Origin of the sequence: Pseudomonas sp. BF-R-26, assembly GCF_019947395.1 — a bacterium.
GTDB classification, from domain to species: Bacteria; Pseudomonadota; Gammaproteobacteria; order Pseudomonadales; family Pseudomonadaceae; genus Aquipseudomonas; species Aquipseudomonas farris.
On the sequence record NZ_JAGYGK010000004.1, the window covers coordinates 344,985 to 359,909 of the forward strand.

At 56.8% G+C, this 14,925-nt stretch carries 13 protein-coding genes; 5 read left to right on the forward strand and 8 right to left on the reverse strand.

All coding sequences use genetic code 11. The annotated features are described in order from the left end of the window. Positions 1 to 29: 29 nt before the first annotated feature. Positions 30 to 962 (reverse strand): LysR family transcriptional regulator, encoded by a 933-nt coding sequence (locus KGB18_RS07535; RefSeq protein ID WP_201060436.1) that lies wholly within the window; start codon positions 960 to 962, stop codon positions 30 to 32. Positions 963 to 1,104: 142 nt separating this feature from the next. Here KGB18_RS07535 and KGB18_RS07540 point away from each other — a divergent pair, with 142 nt between their 5' ends. Both KGB18_RS07540 and KGB18_RS07545 read left to right on the forward strand, forming a co-directional pair. Next, entirely contained in the window at positions 1,105 to 1,509 is a 405-nt protein-coding gene (locus KGB18_RS07540) for a RidA family protein (RefSeq protein ID WP_123722773.1), read from the forward strand. Positions 1,510 to 1,656: 147 nt separating this feature from the next. Next, positions 1,657 to 1,998 carry a hypothetical protein gene (locus KGB18_RS07545; RefSeq protein ID WP_123722772.1) on the forward strand — a complete coding sequence of 114 codons (342 nt, stop codon included), beginning with the start codon at positions 1,657 to 1,659 and terminating at the stop codon, positions 1,996 to 1,998. A gap of 107 nt (positions 1,999 to 2,105) precedes the next feature. On the opposite strand, the gene KGB18_RS07550 is transcribed toward KGB18_RS07545, so the two are convergent. The 3 genes from KGB18_RS07550 to KGB18_RS07560 form a co-directional block, all read right to left on the reverse strand. Further along, positions 2,106 to 3,527 carry an amino acid permease gene (locus tag KGB18_RS07550; RefSeq protein ID WP_223569623.1) on the reverse strand — a complete coding sequence of 474 codons (1,422 nt, stop codon included), beginning with the start codon at positions 3,525 to 3,527 and terminating at the stop codon, positions 2,106 to 2,108. A gap of 173 nt (positions 3,528 to 3,700) precedes the next feature. After that, complete coding sequence (locus KGB18_RS07555) at positions 3,701 to 4,771, reverse strand: ornithine cyclodeaminase (protein WP_223569624.1); 1,071 nt, start codon at positions 4,769 to 4,771, stop codon at positions 3,701 to 3,703. A 52-nt stretch (positions 4,772 to 4,823) separates the two neighbouring features. Beyond that, positions 4,824 to 5,858, reverse strand: a complete 1,035-nt coding sequence (locus tag KGB18_RS07560) for a histone deacetylase family protein (protein ID WP_201060443.1) — start codon at positions 5,856 to 5,858, stop codon at positions 4,824 to 4,826. A 120-nt stretch (positions 5,859 to 5,978) separates the two neighbouring features. Here KGB18_RS07560 and KGB18_RS07565 point away from each other — a divergent pair, with 120 nt between their 5' ends. Further along, positions 5,979 to 6,479 (forward strand): Lrp/AsnC family transcriptional regulator, encoded by a 501-nt coding sequence (locus tag KGB18_RS07565; RefSeq protein WP_052963513.1) that lies wholly within the window; start codon positions 5,979 to 5,981, stop codon positions 6,477 to 6,479. Positions 6,480 to 6,533: 54 nt separating this feature from the next. On the opposite strand, the gene phaC is transcribed toward KGB18_RS07565, so the two are convergent. The 3 genes from phaC to phbB all read right to left on the reverse strand — a co-directional run bounded on the left by phaC (position 6,534) and on the right by phbB (position 10,305). Next, a complete protein-coding gene (gene phaC / locus KGB18_RS07570) occupies positions 6,534 to 8,234 on the reverse strand; it encodes a class I poly(R)-hydroxyalkanoic acid synthase (RefSeq protein WP_223569625.1) in 1,701 nt (566 codons plus the stop codon). Between the two features lie 88 nt (positions 8,235 to 8,322). Beyond that, a complete protein-coding gene (locus KGB18_RS07575; RefSeq protein ID WP_123722767.1) occupies positions 8,323 to 9,501 on the reverse strand; it encodes an acetyl-CoA C-acetyltransferase in 1,179 nt (392 codons plus the stop codon). Positions 9,502 to 9,558: 57 nt separating this feature from the next. After that, complete coding sequence (phbB, locus tag KGB18_RS07580; RefSeq protein WP_123359419.1) at positions 9,559 to 10,305, reverse strand: acetoacetyl-CoA reductase; 747 nt, start codon at positions 10,303 to 10,305, stop codon at positions 9,559 to 9,561. Positions 10,306 to 10,562: 257 nt separating this feature from the next. On the opposite strand from phbB, the gene KGB18_RS07585 reads away from it, so the two are divergent. Beyond that, entirely contained in the window at positions 10,563 to 11,600 is a 1,038-nt protein-coding gene (locus tag KGB18_RS07585; RefSeq protein WP_123722766.1) for an AraC family transcriptional regulator, read from the forward strand. A 25-nt stretch (positions 11,601 to 11,625) separates the two neighbouring features. Here the strand turns inward: KGB18_RS07585 and KGB18_RS07590 are convergent, their stop codons facing one another. Then, complete coding sequence (locus KGB18_RS07590; RefSeq protein WP_223569626.1) at positions 11,626 to 14,091, reverse strand: DUF3141 domain-containing protein; 2,466 nt, start codon at positions 14,089 to 14,091, stop codon at positions 11,626 to 11,628. Between the two features lie 254 nt (positions 14,092 to 14,345). Between KGB18_RS07590 and phaP the strand changes: the two genes are divergently transcribed. Continuing rightward, positions 14,346 to 14,915, forward strand: a complete 570-nt coding sequence (phaP, locus tag KGB18_RS07595; protein WP_223569627.1) for a TIGR01841 family phasin — start codon at positions 14,346 to 14,348, stop codon at positions 14,913 to 14,915. The last annotated feature ends 10 nt before the right edge of the window (positions 14,916 to 14,925 follow it).

Here is a 14,925-nt window from a genome sequence, read left to right on the forward strand (position 1 = left end):
GCTTATGGCGGGGCTTGGTTTTATCCAGGTCAGATTCCCGACGCCTCACGAATCATGATCGGCGCATGCTGTGCCATCAGCTCAGCGACCCAATCGATGAATACGCGCAACTTGAAGCTGATATGCCGGTTCGGCGGAAAGGCCACGTAGATCGGCATCGGATCAAGGCGCCAATCTTCGAACAAACGGACCAACTCACCGCGCGCTTCGTAGGTTTTGGACATGTAGTCTGGCAGCCAAAGAACGCCGAGGCCGGCCAGACCGGCCGCGATGTAGGCGTTGCCATCGTCGACCGCCAACACATAGCGACCCTTGATATGGACACTCTCACTATTGCTGCGCATGGCATAAGGCACGGCTTTGCCTGTGCGTGCCCACAGGAAACCGACGACACGATGATGCGAATCTTCCAGCTCTTGCGGATGCGACGGCTTACCGACGCGCTCCAGGTAGCTCGGCGCCGCATAAACGCCCAACTGGAGTTCGCCTACCCGCCGGGCCATCAGAGACTGATCGGTTAGTTCGCCGCCGCGTACGACGCAATCTACATTCTCACCGATCATGTCCACGATGCGATCGCTGACCCCCATGTCGATCTGGATGTCAGGGTATCGAGCATGAAACGCAGGCAACGCCGGTACCAGAATCATGCTGGCCAACGGGCTGGGCACATCCACTCGCAGCCGGCCCCTGGGCAGGGCCGAGGCGCTGGACAGGCTGGTCTCGGCATCGTCCATGTCGGCTAGCAGCCTTACCACACGCTCGTAATAGACGGCGCCATCGGCGGTTACGTTGCACTTGCGCGTCGTGCGGTTGAGTAATTTGACGCGTAACCGGGCCTCCAACTGCTGCACCAGTTGCGTCACGCTCGTCTTGCTCATATGCAGGGTTTCGGCTGCCTTGGTGAAGCTGCCCGTTTCCACCACCCGAGCAAATGCCAGCATCGCATCGAAACGGTCCATTTCTGCCCCGGATATCTATTGGATTGTTTGGGTTTTACAAACAGTGATGGCTACAGTTGCTCGTTTATCGTGCAGGCACAAGTCCTTAAAGTCTCTTCATCATTAATGCGGGTCGGCTTTGACCCGTTGTTGGAGGCACTTTATGAGCAAGCGTGATGTTGTTTTTCCGCCCGGACGCCAAGCGCTTTATGAGCGCAATCGCTATTCGCCGGCAATTCGGTCCAATGGCTTTTTATTCGTATCGGGGCAAGTCGGTAGTACCGAAGACGGCTCACCCGAGCCCGACCTGGAGACTCAGGTTCGGCTCGCGTTCAACAACCTGAACGCGATCCTGGGATCTGCCGGTTGCACCTTCGACGACGTGATTGACGTAACGGTCTTCATCGTCGATCCGCAAGAGAAGTTCGAAACGATCTGGAAGGTAGTGCCGGAGTTCTGGGGTAACGCACCGCACCCGACGTTAACCGCCGTCGGGGTAACGTGGCTGTATGGATTTGAGTTCGAGATCAAAGCGATCGCCAAGCTTCCTGAAACCACCAGCAGTTGATCTGACCAGCGATAGCGCGGCGCAACTATCGGTTCAAGTAATAGTGACAATCAAGAAACGCAAGTTCTGCTTTGTCGGGCAAAGTCGGAAAATCGCCTCCATCGAGACGCTCAACGACCCCGACTTTTTATTTTCAGGACTTCACCAATGCGCCCTTTATTTGTTCCTGTCATGGCTTTCGCCTCCTTGCTGCTGGCCGGTTGCGCCTCCGCGCCGAACGACCCGACGCTGACTTTTCAGACGAAAAAAACGCCTGCCGAGTACGCCGACTGCGTGGTGCCGAAGTTGCAGGGCAGCGCACTGAACCCGACGGTCTCGCAAACCCAGCGCAGCTACCGGATCGTGGTGCCGAGCAAAGTCGCGGCAGACAACGTTCTCGAAGCCTACAAAGCCCCGAATGGCGGCAAGGTGTTTTTGTATGAGCGCCACTTGCTGGCGTCGAACTTCATGCCTTCGAGTTTCGAACGTGCCGCGCAGGAATGCCTGTAACCGCTTTTAAAATGCTCCTTTGGTTGGCCGCAACCAACCCATTTTTTGTCCCGCGACTCATTCGGTCGCGGGATTTTTTTTGCGTGAAGATTTTGGTGGGCAATGGATCATTCTTTGAGAAGTGACCCGGCTGCGTGACTGGCCTGGTTCCTGCTCCTGAAATGTGAGAGTTGGTAGGCGATTGCCAACCAAATGAACCATGCAGGCATCACGCACAGTGCAAGGCGGGTGTCTGGCCGAAGAGCAAGCAGGCACAGCACAAATGCGAGAAATGCGAGGGAGAACCACGCCATCGGTACGCCTCCAGGCATTTTGTACCGGGATTGCGCATGGAGATCGGGTCTTGCTTTGCGATAAGCGATGTAGGACGCCAGGATGGTCGACCAGGTAAAGATCACCAGGATGGCCGACACTGTCGACACGATGGTAAAGGCAGTCATGACTTCAGGGATGATGAACAGCAGCAGCACCCCCAACAGCATCAGAAAGGTCGTGAAGGCCAGGCTGATGAGCGGAACGCTGTTTTTCGATAGCCGCCTGAAGATACCGGGTGCACTGCCAAGGTCAGCCAGGCCGAACAACATGCGGCTGGACGAGAAGACGCCGCTGTTGGCGGATGACGCCGCAGAGGTTAGCACCACAAAGTTCACAATGCCGGCCGCCGCTGGAAAACCCGCGATCAGGAACAGTTCGACAAAAGGACTTTTGTTGGGCGATACCTGCTGCCATGAGGTCACCGCGATGATGCAGACCAGGGACAGAACATAAAAAAGGATGATCCTGAGCGGTATGGAATTGATGGCTTTGGGCAACGTCTTTTCGGGCGACTTGGTTTCGGCGGCCGCGGTGCCGATTAATTCTGTGCCCGCAAACGAAAAGATCGCCATCTGAAAGCCAGCGAAGAAGCCGAACAGGCCGTTGGGGAAGGCGGCCTGCTTGTCCAGCAGGTGCGTCAGGGAAGCCGTGACTCCCGTGGGTGAGACGAAGGAGCTGGCAATCAGCAGCACACTGACGGAAATCAGCGCGACGACTGCGATTATTTTGATGATCGCGAACCAGAATTCAACCTCGCCGAACAGTCTGACGGTGAGCACATTCAAGGCAAATAGAGTAAGCATCATGCCGATGGCGGGGATCCAGGCCGGTACATCAGGGAACCAGTATTGAAAGAACCCCCCGACGACCACTGCATCTCCCACAACGGCCACGCTCCAGCTCAACCAGTATGACCATCCGAGAAAGAAGGCCGCACGAGGGCCAAGGTAGGCCCCGGCAAAGTCAGCAAAGCTTTTGAAGTTCAGGTTAGATAAAAGCAGCTCTCCCATGGCACGCATGACGAAGTAAACAAAAAGACCGATGATCATATAGATAAGTATGATCGAGGTACCGGACAGGGCGATGATCTTGCCGGAGCCCATGAACAACCCCGTACCAATGGCGCCGCCCATGGCCATTAGTTGAATGTGGCGATTGCTGAGCGTGCGCTGTAATGCGGGTTGTTCAATTATTTCATGCGTATCTGATTTCATCACAAAACCTCTTGATTTTATGTTTTTTGAGTTTTGGCAGAGAAATAGTGTGTGTGTTTTATTGTTGTAAGTTCGCCATGCATCAGGATGGTGATTAAAACGTTTGCAGTATCGGTTAATCAGTAAGGTGTTCGTGGCTCGCCACCTGACTTGATAGCGAGCAATCGTGCATCTTAACTTGCTGCTAGCTGCTGCTTTTGCGGGGACGATACTGATGAAAAATCAGAGTTCTCCTCAATCAATTGATACAGGTTCTTGATATTGGCAGGCGTGGGTACAAGATGGATTTTCTCACCGATCGCGTATTTTCTAGCCTGATCATGCAAATAACGCAGTGAAGAAAAGTCTTCTAGAGCAAATCCCACCGAGTCGAAAACCGTGACTTGCGTGTCATTTTCCCGGCCTGGCTCGTTATCCCGAACGATGCGGAAATATTCGATGACAGGATGGTCAGCGTCCAGTTGCTGAATGTCGCCTTCAATGCGCGTCTGCGGTTCGAACTCGACAATGATCCGGGCGTTGCGCAGGACATCGGCGTGAAGTTCGGTTTTCCCGGGGCAGTCACCGCCAACCGCGTTGATATGCATGCCGGGCTCGATCATGTCGGGCGTCAATATTGTCGCGTAGGCCTTGTCCGCCGTGACGGTGGTGATGATATCAACGCCTTTGATGGCTTCATGTACCGAGGAGGCTATGGTGACATTGATGCCGGTATAGCTTTCCAGATTTTTTTTCAGTTTCAATGACGCGGCGCTGTCGATATCAAATATCCGCACCTCGTTGATCCCGAGCATTTCATAAAAGGCAATCGCCTGGAATTCGCTCTGGGCGCCATTTCCGATAATGGCCATGCGTGTCGAACCCTTGCGTGCCAGGGACTGGGCTACCAGGGCGGACGTTGCCGCTGTGCGAACCGCGGTGGTCAGGGTGAGTTCACTGAGAACGGCGGGGTATCCGCTATCGACGTTCGCCAATACCCCAAAGGCCATGACTGTCAGCAAGTTATTGCCTGCATTTCCTGGATGGCCGTTTACGTATTTGAATGAATACTGTTTGCCATCGTCAGTCGGCATCAGTTCGATCACCCCGCAAATGGAGTGATTGGCGGTGCGTGGGGATTTATCAAAGTCAGCCCAGCGGCAATAATCAGCCTTGATGTAGTTGGCCATTTGCGTAATGGCCTGACCGATTCCAATTTTGCCAAAAAGCGCGGCGGTGTGATCAACGTCTATGAATAGAGTCATATGTGTTTGTCTCTTAGTTGTAAGTATAGGAAGGTTGTCTCGGTCACGAAACTTAGAATTGTTTGCTCTCATACCCATGAAGTACATTGACCGCATTGATACCGATTTCATCGACCATGTATCCGCCTTCCATAACGAAGAGTGTCGGCGCGCCGACAGTGGCGATGATTTCACCCATGCCAAAGAAATCCTGGCTTTCCAGAAGAAAGTGGCTGATCGGATCGTCCTTGAACGTATCGACGCCCAGGGAAATCACTAAGAGTTCAGGCGAGAAGTTACGAAGTTTTTTGCAGGCATGGATCAGGGCGTTTTGATAACTATGCCAGGTGGTGTTTTTCGGCAACGGATAGTTCAGGTTATAACCTTCACCGGCACCTGCTCCACACTCGGAACTGAAGCCCGAGTAATAAGGATAGGAAACCGAGGGGTCTCCATGCAGGGAAGCAAACATCACATCGTTGCGATCGTAGAAAATGTTCTGCGTCCCGTTGCCATGATGGAAGTCGACGTCGAGCACCGCGACACGTTTAGCACCTTGAGTCAGTGCATGTTGCGCGGCAATGGCCGCGTTATTCAGGTAGCAGTAGCCTCCCATGTATTCACGAGCAGCGTGGTGCCCGGGTGGACGACACAGGGCAAAGGCGCTGTTGTGGCCTTCGTTGATCAACGACAGTCCTGTGAGTGCAATGTCCGCGCTGGTTTTGACGGCTTCCCAGGTGGTCGCGGTGATCGGCGAGCCGGCATCCATGGCAAAGAAACCGAGCTTGCCATCAATGAACGCGGGGACATGTTCATTGGACAAGTCGCGCACCGGCCAGACCAGGGGAAGGGCGTCGTGCTCCCGGCCGGTTGCCGTCCATTCGGACCACGCGGTTTCCAGAAAGGAAACATAGCGCTCACTGTGTGCATTGACGTAGCACGCCCGGTCAAATTTTCGCGGGACGATGATATCGCCGAGCCCAACGTGCTGGACTCGGTCGCGAACGGTATCCGCTCGGCTTGGCTGTTCGAAAGAAGGTTTGAGAACGCCGTCCTTTAATTCGGTCCCATGGTGCAAGCGATGGGAATCGCTGAAAACTGTAAGCATTTATACGCATCCGTCGTGGTGGTCCAGTGCCAATAGTTTGTTCTGGGACGGGTGCACTTTCTTTGCTTTTTGTTCTCGCTCTGCTAGCGTAATCGGAATTATTTTCCCGTAGATGGCACCATGCAGAAAAAAAATACCCATCGCGCATTGCTTGACGATACCGACCTTTCCATCCTGGCTTTGTTGCAGGAGGACGCCAGCATTTCCAACGCCGAGTTGAGTGAGCGCCTCTCGCTAAGCCTTACTCCATGCTGGAGGCGGCGCAAGAGACTGGAAGAGGAGGGAGTGATCAAGGATTACCAGGCAAACCTGGACCGGCGCAAGCTGGGGCTGGACATCATGGCGTTCGTGCATATTCGCTTTGCCACGCACACCGACCATACCCCCGAAGCCTTTGAAGCCGTCATCATGCAGCTCCCGGAGGTCTTGTCTTGTCACAAGATAACCGGGGATGCCGATTACCTTTTGCAAGTGTTGGCTCAGGATCTTGATAGCTACAGCGACTTTGTCGAGAGCGTATTGAGGCGACAACTCGGTATCGCCTCTATCCAGTCAAGTCTTGCGTTGCGTGAAGTCAAAACGACCAGTCGTATCGCCATTCCGGGGCGGACAAAGCAGTAAACGGGCATTCTGAAGCGTCCAGCCCGAAGCCTGGCTGCCCCGGACTGGTTCCTCTTATTGCATCACATAACGCCCCGGTGCCGACTCAAGTGCCGGGTATTGCGCATTCCCGGTGCTCAGCACTGAAGGCTGGCGTTCCCCGGCGTGTTCGGCCAGCCAGACGAACCAGTCATTCCACCAACTGCCCGGATGCTGCTGGGCATTCTTGAACCAGGTTTCAGGGTTCTTGGTGACGCGATTGTTGGTCCAGTAATGGCGTTTTTCCTTGGCCGGTGGGTTGATCACCCCCGCGATATGCCCTGAGGCGCCGAGTACGAAACGCTTGGTTCCAGACAGTAGCTTGGTGCTGGCGTAGGCGCTTTTCCATGGCACGATGTGGTCGTCATGGGTGGCGAGGATGTACGCCGGGGCATCGATGGCGCGCAGGTCCAGCTTGACCCCGCAGCAATCCAGTTCGCCGGATTTCAGATCGTTCTGCAGGTAGGTATGGCGCAGGTACCAGCAGTACATCGGCCCGGGCAGGTTGGTGCTGTCGTTGTTCCAGAACAGCAGGTCAAGGGGGATCGATTTCTGCCCCTTGAGGTATTTGTCGACGTTGTAGTTCCACCACAAGTCATTGGGGCGCAGCAACGAGAATGTATTACCCATGTCCTCGCCCTTGAACAGGCCGATGGGGCCGTTCAGGCCGCCGATGGTGCGCTCGCGATAAGCCACCAGTTGCTCGTCGACGAAGATGTCGATGGGGCCGGTATCGAGGTAGTCGAGGAAGGTGGTCAGCAGGCTCACGCTGGCGATCTCTTTGTCGCCACGGGCCGCCAACACGGCCAGCGCCGAGCTCAACAACGTGCCACCAATGCAGAATCCCACGCAGTTGGGCCGTTGCTCGCCGCTGATTTCACGGGTCACTTGCAGGCCTTTGATAATCCCGGTTTCGATCAGGTCATCCCAGGTGGTGCCGGCGTGTTCCTGGTCGAAGTTGCGCCACGACATCAGAAACACCGGATGGCCTTGCTGCAACAGGTGGCGAACCATCGAATTTTCGGGGCGCAGGTCGAGGATATAGTACTTGTTGATCGATGGCGGAACGATAAACACCGGGCGCCGGTACTGGGTTTCGCTTTGCGGATAGTACTGGATGAGCTGGAAGAGTTCGTTCTCGAAGACCACTTCGCCCGGGGTGTTTGCCAGGTCGACACCCACTTTGAACGCGCCGGCGTCGCACTGGCGCATCTTGCCTTCCTGCAGGTCGCTGGCCAGGTGCATCAGGCCTGTGAGCAGGCTGCTTCCTTGGGTGTCCACGACCCGTTGCAGCGCATCGGGGTTACTCGCCAGAAAATTGCTCGGCGCGCCGGCGGCGATGGCTTGCTCCGCCAGATAGAGCAAGCGTTGACGCGGTTTCTTGCCGTCGATCGGCAGCTGATCGAGCAGCTTCAGCAGAAAGCCGGCATTGAGCAGATAAAACGCCGCGAGGGAGCCGAACAGCGGTTGGCTCCAGTTGCCGCTGGCGAAACGCCGATCTTCGAAGCTGAAGGGCTGACCGGTCAATAGACGCTGGCCGAGTTCACACCATTGTTGCTGATAGTCCGATTGAAGGCTGTCCAGGGTTTCGCGTGGCAGCTCGAACCAGGCGTTGTAGTCCTGCCCGGTAAACCAGGGGTTGGTGCTGACCCAGAGCCTTAATTGTTGCACTGCAAAGGAAGCAATGAACGGAACCTGGCCCGACCAGAGTGTGTTTAAGGTATGCGCGTTGTCCATGGAACTCCTTGCCCACATGAATAAACCGGGCAGAAAAAAACCGCGGCACCGGACGTCGACGCCGCGTCTGACAACTCAGCCTGTGTTTCTAACGCTCGATGACCAGGCTGACGCCCTGGCCGCCACCGATGCACAAGGTGGCCAGACCTTTTTTGCCATCGCGACGAATCAGTTCATGTACCAGCGACACCAGAATCCGCGCGCCTGATGCGCCGATCGGATGACCGAGGGCAATGGCGCCACCGTTGACATTGACTTTGTTCATGTCCCAGCCCAGTTCCTTGCCGACGGCCAGTGACTGCGCGGCGAACGCTTCGTTGGCTTCGATCAGGTCCAGGTCGTCCAGGCTCCAGCCGGCTTTCGTCAAGACCAGACGGGTAGCGGGTACCGGGCCGATGCCCATGATCGACGGGTCCACTCCGGCACTGGCATAGGCCTTGATGCGCGCAAGTACCGGCAAACCCAGAGCCAGGGCCTTGGCGGCGCTGGCCAGCATCAACACGGCGGCGCCGTCATTGAGGGTCGACGAGTTGCCGGCGGTCACGCTGCCGTTTTTCTGGAACGCGGGTTTGAGGTTGCCCAGTGCCTGGAGCGTGCTGTCCGGACGCGGCTGTTCATCGGTGTCGAAGACCAGCGGCTCGCCCTTGCGCTGGGGAATCAGGATCGGGGTGATTTCGCCCTTGAAGTAACCCGCCTCGATGGCCGCGGCGGCTTTCTGTTGCGAGGTCGCGGCGAAAGCGTCCTGATCTTCGCGACTGATACTGTATTGATTCGCCAGATTCTCGGCAGTGATGCCCATGTGGTAGTCGTTGAAGGCATCCCACAAACCATCCTGAATCACGCTGTCTTGCAGTTGCGCATGACCCAGGCGCAGACCGGTGCGCGCCTTGGGCAGAACATAGGGCGCCAGGCTCATGTTTTCCTGACCGCCGGCAATCACCAGTTCGGCGTCGCCGCAACGGATCGCCTGAACCGCAAGCTGGACCGCCTTGAGGCCTGAACCGCAGACTTTGTTCAGGGTCAGGGCAGGGGTGGTATGGGGCAGGCCGGCCTTGATCGCGGTCTGGCGTGCCGGGTTTTGCCCGGAGCCTGCAGTCAGCACCTGGCCGAGGATGACTTCATCAATCTGCGCAGCGTCGATCCCGGTCTGTTCGAGCAGGCGACGAATCACCGCCGCGCCCAATTCGGTGGCTGGAATGGCAGACAGTGAACCTTGAAAACTGCCAATGGCGGTGCGAGTAGCGGCAACGATTACGACTTCGTTCATGCATGACCTCATTAGGATTCTGTCGAGCGGGAGCAGGGCATCCATGCCCTGACAGGCTTACTGCATGTTCATGCCGCCGTTGACCGAGAAGTCGGCACCAGTGCTGTAGGCCGATTCATCGGACGCCAGCCAGGCGACGATCGAAGCGATTTCTTCGGGTTGGCCAAGGCGCCCGACCGGTGTGGCTGCGATCATGGTCTCGAGAATGTCCGGGCGGATGGCCGCGGTCATGCTGGTCTGGATGTAGCCGGGCGATACGGTATTGACGGTCACGCCCTTGCCCGAGACTTCCCGGGCCAGTGCCATGGTGAAGCCATGGATACCGGCTTTGGCCGCGCTGTAATTGGTCTGGCCGAACTGGCCGCGCTGACCGTTGATCGACGAGATGTTGATGACCCGACCCCAGCCCTTGGCCAACATGCCTTCAATCACCTGTTTGGTGGTGTTGAACAGGCCGCTGAGGTTGGTCCCGATCACCGCGTTCCAGTCTTCTGGAGTGAGTTTGCGAAAGGAAGCGTCCCGAGTGATGCCGGCGTTATTGACCAGCACATCGATCGGGCCGAATTGCTCTCGTGCCATCTCGAAGGCCTTGCGGGTCGATTCCCAATCGGTGATGTCGCCGAAGATGCATTCGAACTGATAACCCGCCGCCAGTTGGGTGGCTATCCATTCGTTCTTGCGGGCGGAATCCGAGCTGCAGCCGACGATGACCTTGAATCCTTCCTTGTACAGGCGTTGGCTTATCGCAGTGCCAATCCCACCCATACCACCCGTGACCAACGCAATACGACCAAGCGACTTCATACAATCCCTTCCTTTCTTTGTTTTGCGTTGCAAGATGGGGGATTGTTCGGTATTGGCCGGGTGTGCGGAAGTGTTGAGAGGTGACTGTCTGGTGTCCAACGGTGCCATGCCCCCGGTTAATGACGGGTGGTGAAAAACGCTGGTTACCTATACTGGGGTCAATATTGGCAACTGAAGAACCCGTTAGTCTTTGATTCATCGCAGATCAGTTATGGCTCCGGACAGGATGTTCGGTTCCACAGGTCATTGAGGACGCCATGTATAGAATGAGTTCAGGCTATGCCAGCGTGCTGGTAAATACGCTCTCGGCTCAAGGACTGGATGTTGCCAGTCTGTGTCGGGAGGCTGGACTAGACATGAAGCTTGCGAACAAACCAGGAGCGTTTTGCGAGCGAAGGGCGATTTATCGATTATGGGATCTCGCCGCTCAGGCCTCGGGCGATTCGGAGATCGGCTTGAAGGCCTATGGAAGTTTCCACCCCGGTAGCTTTCAGATCGTCGGCTACACCATGATGTCCAGCCTGAATCTGAAAAAAGCCCTTGAGCGCCTGGTCCGTTTCAGTCCGTTGATTGGCACCGGATTCAGCCTTTTCTTTACCTCGGAACCGCAGGGTTACCGACTTTCCGGCCTCGATCATCAACAAAAAGGTTCGATCAAACCTCGCCAATACACCGATGCCGCGCTGGCTTCGTTGCTGGGCTTCTGCCGTAAGCTGGCGGGCGGTAACTCACCGCAACCCTTGAGTGTGGAGTTCACCTATCCCGAACCTGAAGACACCTCCGAGCATCGACGGCTGTTTGGCTGCGACCTGCGTTTCGACGCGGCTTACGACAGCATTTTGTTTGATGGGCAGGAGCTGCTGCGTCCGTTGAGCATGGCCAACGAAGCGCTGGCGGTGCTGCATGACAGTTTTGCCGAGGCGCAACTGGATCTGCAGTTTGGTTTTTGCATAGTCGGCAGGATTCGCGCGCTGATTACCGAGCGCTTGAGTCAGGGCCAAGGGCAATGCGATATGGAGTCGATCGCGGCGGCATTGAACGTTAGCAAGCGCACGCTGCAACGCGCACTGGAAAAGGAAGGGACGCAATTCAAGGACGTGCAGAACGCTGTGCGCCGGCAATTGGCCGACTTCTACCTGCGCCATTCTCACTTCAACATGAAGCATGTCGCGTATCTCCTTGGTTTTCATGATCACAGCAGCTTTAACAAAGCCTGTAGCCGCTGGTTTGGCATGACACCCGGTCAGTATCGGGCCGATGAATCGTTGGCAATCGAGGAAGCCGCGCCGGTCTGACACGGCCTTCCGTCAGCGTTCAACGTTATTTCATAGGAGGTTTTTTTACGGCTTTCTTGCCCTTGGCAGGTTTGCGCACCGGACTCGCTACCTTGGCGATGGGGTCTGGGGTCACTGCGGGGATTTTCTGCTTGATCGGCTCAGGGATGAGCACCGGGATGGCTTGCTTGATCGGCTCTGGCGTTATCGCCGGGACTTTCACTTCGATGGTATCGGCTGCACCGGGTGGCTGGGTCAGGCTGAAGCCTGGCAGCGGAACGTCGAGTAGCGTGTGCAGCTCACACCAGCATGGGTTGTTTGCGCCGCTGGTCAGCAGTTCGGGCAGCAAATTGGCGACGGCCGCCAGCACTTGTTGGCGCTCTTCGACTTCAACCAGCATCAAGGGCAGGCTGTGCAGGCTTTCTTGCGGGAGGGTGGCGACCAGCAGTTTTTGCAGGCGCAGGGTTTCGCGCAGATCAAGTGGCTTGGCACTGTAGTCCTGGAGCAGCACCTGCAGTTGCAGGATCAATTTCTCGACGCTTTCCTTGCCCGGTTCGTCGCCGTCGCGACCCAGCAGGAACAGGATCCGTATCAAGGCTTCCATCAGACCGCCAAGGGGCAGGGCATCCTGCAGGCGCTCGATCAGAACCTGGTCGTGCTGCTCGGCGTGTTCCTGCAGATTTCGCCCGGGTGCATTGCCGGCGAGGCTATTGAGTACGCCATACACGCCGTAGAAACACATTTCGTGAGCTGCATCACGCAGGTCCCGATAGCCGTTCAAGGCATCCTGCACCTGGTTGGAAAACAGTTCCTGCCAGACCAGCAGCGGGTTGTTCTGGCTGGCGGGGTGACGATCCTTGCTCACTTGGGCGGCACTGCCAGTCAGCCACCACAGTGCCGGGTTCAAACTGCTCCAGGCCACTTGCTGCTGATGGAAAGGGTGCGCGCGACGCAGCATTTCGGCGCTCGGTTCGTTGATCAGCTGGCGCAACCATGGGCGTATGAATTCGTCGTACACGCTGTTGTTAATGGCGGATGCGCGCTGCACCAGCGCGAATTCGCGATCGTCATCACGGGGCGGCTGCATCCGGCCATGAATGTCGGCGATACGCCGGGGCTCGAAACGCACGGTATACGGCGTCGCCGAGTGCTCCGGCAGGTCGTCGATCAGCATTTCATACAACCCGGCCGGCAGCGCATTGATCGCATCGACCGCACCCAGCAACTCACGGTGCTCACGCCGCGCCACTTCACCGGACACAAAGATGCCCAGGTGACCGATGCTCGCATGCCGCAGGTAAACGATGGTGCGTCCGGCATTTTGCAACGCGAGATCGCTGGGATAGACGTCGGTGATCCAGTCCAGTGCCTGCTGCGGGGAGGTGATGTTGTCGCCATAGGAACAGAACACCACCACCGGCACTTCGATCAATTTGAGGTCGAGCCCGCTGCTTTTGCGCCCCAGGCCGCCGGACAGCTGATTACCGATGAACAGGTCGTCGACAATCATCTCGATTTCTTCGCTATTGAGCAGGGTCGGGCTGCCCCACCAGCGTTCGAAATCCAGAAAGCGTGCGGCCTCGCTGTCGACTTCACTGAACAGGTGGTAGTACTTGCCCCAATAGGTGTTGGCCGGGTCCAGGTTTTCGAAATTGCTCACCAGCCAGGTGCCGTCGAAACGGTCATTACCGAGGTCGCTCCCCAGGCGCGCCATCCAGCCACCGCCCAGCAAACCGCCGGTGTAGCGCATCGGATTGCGGCCATTGACGCCGGCCCAGTACGACAACGGCGCACCGTTGACGATGATCAGCCCCGGCAACTCTGGCCGAGTGGCCGCCAGGCCCATTAACGCCCAGCCCGCTTGGCAGTTACCGATGACGACAGGTTTGGCGCTGTCCGGATGCCGAGCGCTGACGACCTCGATGAACCGTGCCTGGGCGTCTGTGATATCGGCAAGGGTTTGCCCTGGGCGTGGCGAGTGACTGAAGGCGATGAAGTAGGTGGGGTGGCCGGCTCTCAGGCTTTCGCCGATAACCGAGTCCTGTTTGAAACCGCCGATCCCCGAGCCGTGACCGCCGCGGGGATCAATGATGATCACGGGCTGTTTTTTGCTGTCGATCTGTTGCCCCGGGCCGCCGAGGATTTGCAACAACGAATAGTTGACCGCACGAGGCAGGTCTTCACCAGCGACCAGCGTTTCATGATTGAACTTGAGCAGTAGCGGATACCCGGCGCGTTCGTGGGCCAGGGTGTTGTCGCCCCGCTGACGCAAGGTGTCCCAGAACAGCACGCTGCGCTGGCCAAGGTCAGTGAAGTATTCCTGCCAGTCAGCCGGAGTCGGCTGTCTGAGTTGCCCAAGGCTTAAAGGCGCGAAGGTTTTTGCCTGGCGCTTCTGCACGGCGTCGAGGACGTTGTGGGTATTGAGGCGTTGCAGATGATTAAGGTGTTCGAACAAGCCGGCGGGGTCGCTACGCTCTTCATCTTGCAGCGCAATATTTGCTTTCTGACCCATGGTGATCTCCTGCTGCTTGCATGGGAACCTGCGCATCTGAACCCTTTAGTTAAAGAGGGCTAGGCTGGCTGTTCGATGAGCAGGAGTCTACAGCGAATGAGGAGGGCGTTAGCAACGTTTATTTTGCACCGCACAAAAATAGGCATTGCCAAATGATTTTGTGCGCTGCAATATCAAGCCTAACGCGATGACTGGCCGGATCGCTATCGCGTCCTCAGGCCCATCAGGGCCTTCCAGTACCAGGAGATTCAAGCATGTCTTTTTTCAATTCGGAAAAACTGCAAACCGCTCAGAAAGCCAACCTCGACCTTTTGCAGCAAATCAGCGGCAAAGTGTTCGCCAGCGTTGAACAGCTCAGCCAGTTGCAGTTCAAGGCACTGCGCGACTCCACCGAAGAGCACTTCGAAGGTGTTCGCAAGCTGCTGGCCGTCCGTGATCCACAAGGTTTCGCCGAGCTGCAGGCTTCTTTCACCCAGCCGAGCGCGCAAACCGAACGCCTGGCCGAGTTCAATCGTCAGGTTCAAGCACTGATCGTGGGTACTCAGTCGGACATCGCCAAATTGACCTCGAGTCAGGTCGCAGCGGGCACCCAGCAGATGCATGAGTTCGTTGAAACGATCAGCAAGAATGCACCGGCCGGCTCCGAGCCTGTTGTGGCCGCGTTCAAGTCGGGCCTGGCGAATGCCGGTACTGTGTTCGAAAGCGCACAGAAAGCCGTAAAACAAGCTGCCGATGTGGCTCAGAGTGGTTTCGATGCAGCGACTGCCGCGAGCACTAAAGCTGCCCCGGAAGCTAGCGCCAAGGCTACCAGCGGTAATAAGTAAGTCACACTAG

Excerpts from the sequence above, each read along its gene's own strand:
- KGB18_RS07565 (WP_052963513.1), top strand. The coding sequence starts at position 5,979 with ATGCAGAAAAAAAATACCCATCGCGCATTGCTTGACGATACCGACCTT.
- KGB18_RS07555 (WP_223569624.1), bottom strand. The coding sequence starts at position 4,771 with ATGACTCTATTCATAGACGTTGATCACACCGCCGCGCTTTTTGGCAAA.
- KGB18_RS07560 (WP_201060443.1), bottom strand. The coding sequence starts at position 5,858 with ATGCTTACAGTTTTCAGCGATTCCCATCGCTTGCACCATGGGACCGAA.
- KGB18_RS07575 (WP_123722767.1), bottom strand. The coding sequence starts at position 9,501 with ATGAACGAAGTCGTAATCGTTGCCGCTACTCGCACCGCCATTGGCAGT.
- phaC (WP_223569625.1), bottom strand. The coding sequence starts at position 8,234 with ATGGACAACGCGCATACCTTAAACACACTCTGGTCGGGCCAGGTTCCG.
- KGB18_RS07535 (WP_201060436.1), bottom strand. The coding sequence starts at position 962 with ATGGACCGTTTCGATGCGATGCTGGCATTTGCTCGGGTGGTGGAAACG.
- phbB (WP_123359419.1), bottom strand. The coding sequence starts at position 10,305 with ATGAAGTCGCTTGGTCGTATTGCGTTGGTCACGGGTGGTATGGGTGGG.
- phaP (WP_223569627.1), top strand. The coding sequence starts at position 14,346 with ATGTCTTTTTTCAATTCGGAAAAACTGCAAACCGCTCAGAAAGCCAAC.
- KGB18_RS07590 (WP_223569626.1), bottom strand. The coding sequence starts at position 14,091 with ATGGGTCAGAAAGCAAATATTGCGCTGCAAGATGAAGAGCGTAGCGAC.
- KGB18_RS07545 (WP_123722772.1), top strand. The coding sequence starts at position 1,657 with ATGCGCCCTTTATTTGTTCCTGTCATGGCTTTCGCCTCCTTGCTGCTG.
- KGB18_RS07550 (WP_223569623.1), bottom strand. The coding sequence starts at position 3,527 with ATGAAATCAGATACGCATGAAATAATTGAACAACCCGCATTACAGCGC.
- KGB18_RS07585 (WP_123722766.1), top strand. The coding sequence starts at position 10,563 with ATGTATAGAATGAGTTCAGGCTATGCCAGCGTGCTGGTAAATACGCTC.
- KGB18_RS07540 (WP_123722773.1), top strand. The coding sequence starts at position 1,105 with ATGAGCAAGCGTGATGTTGTTTTTCCGCCCGGACGCCAAGCGCTTTAT.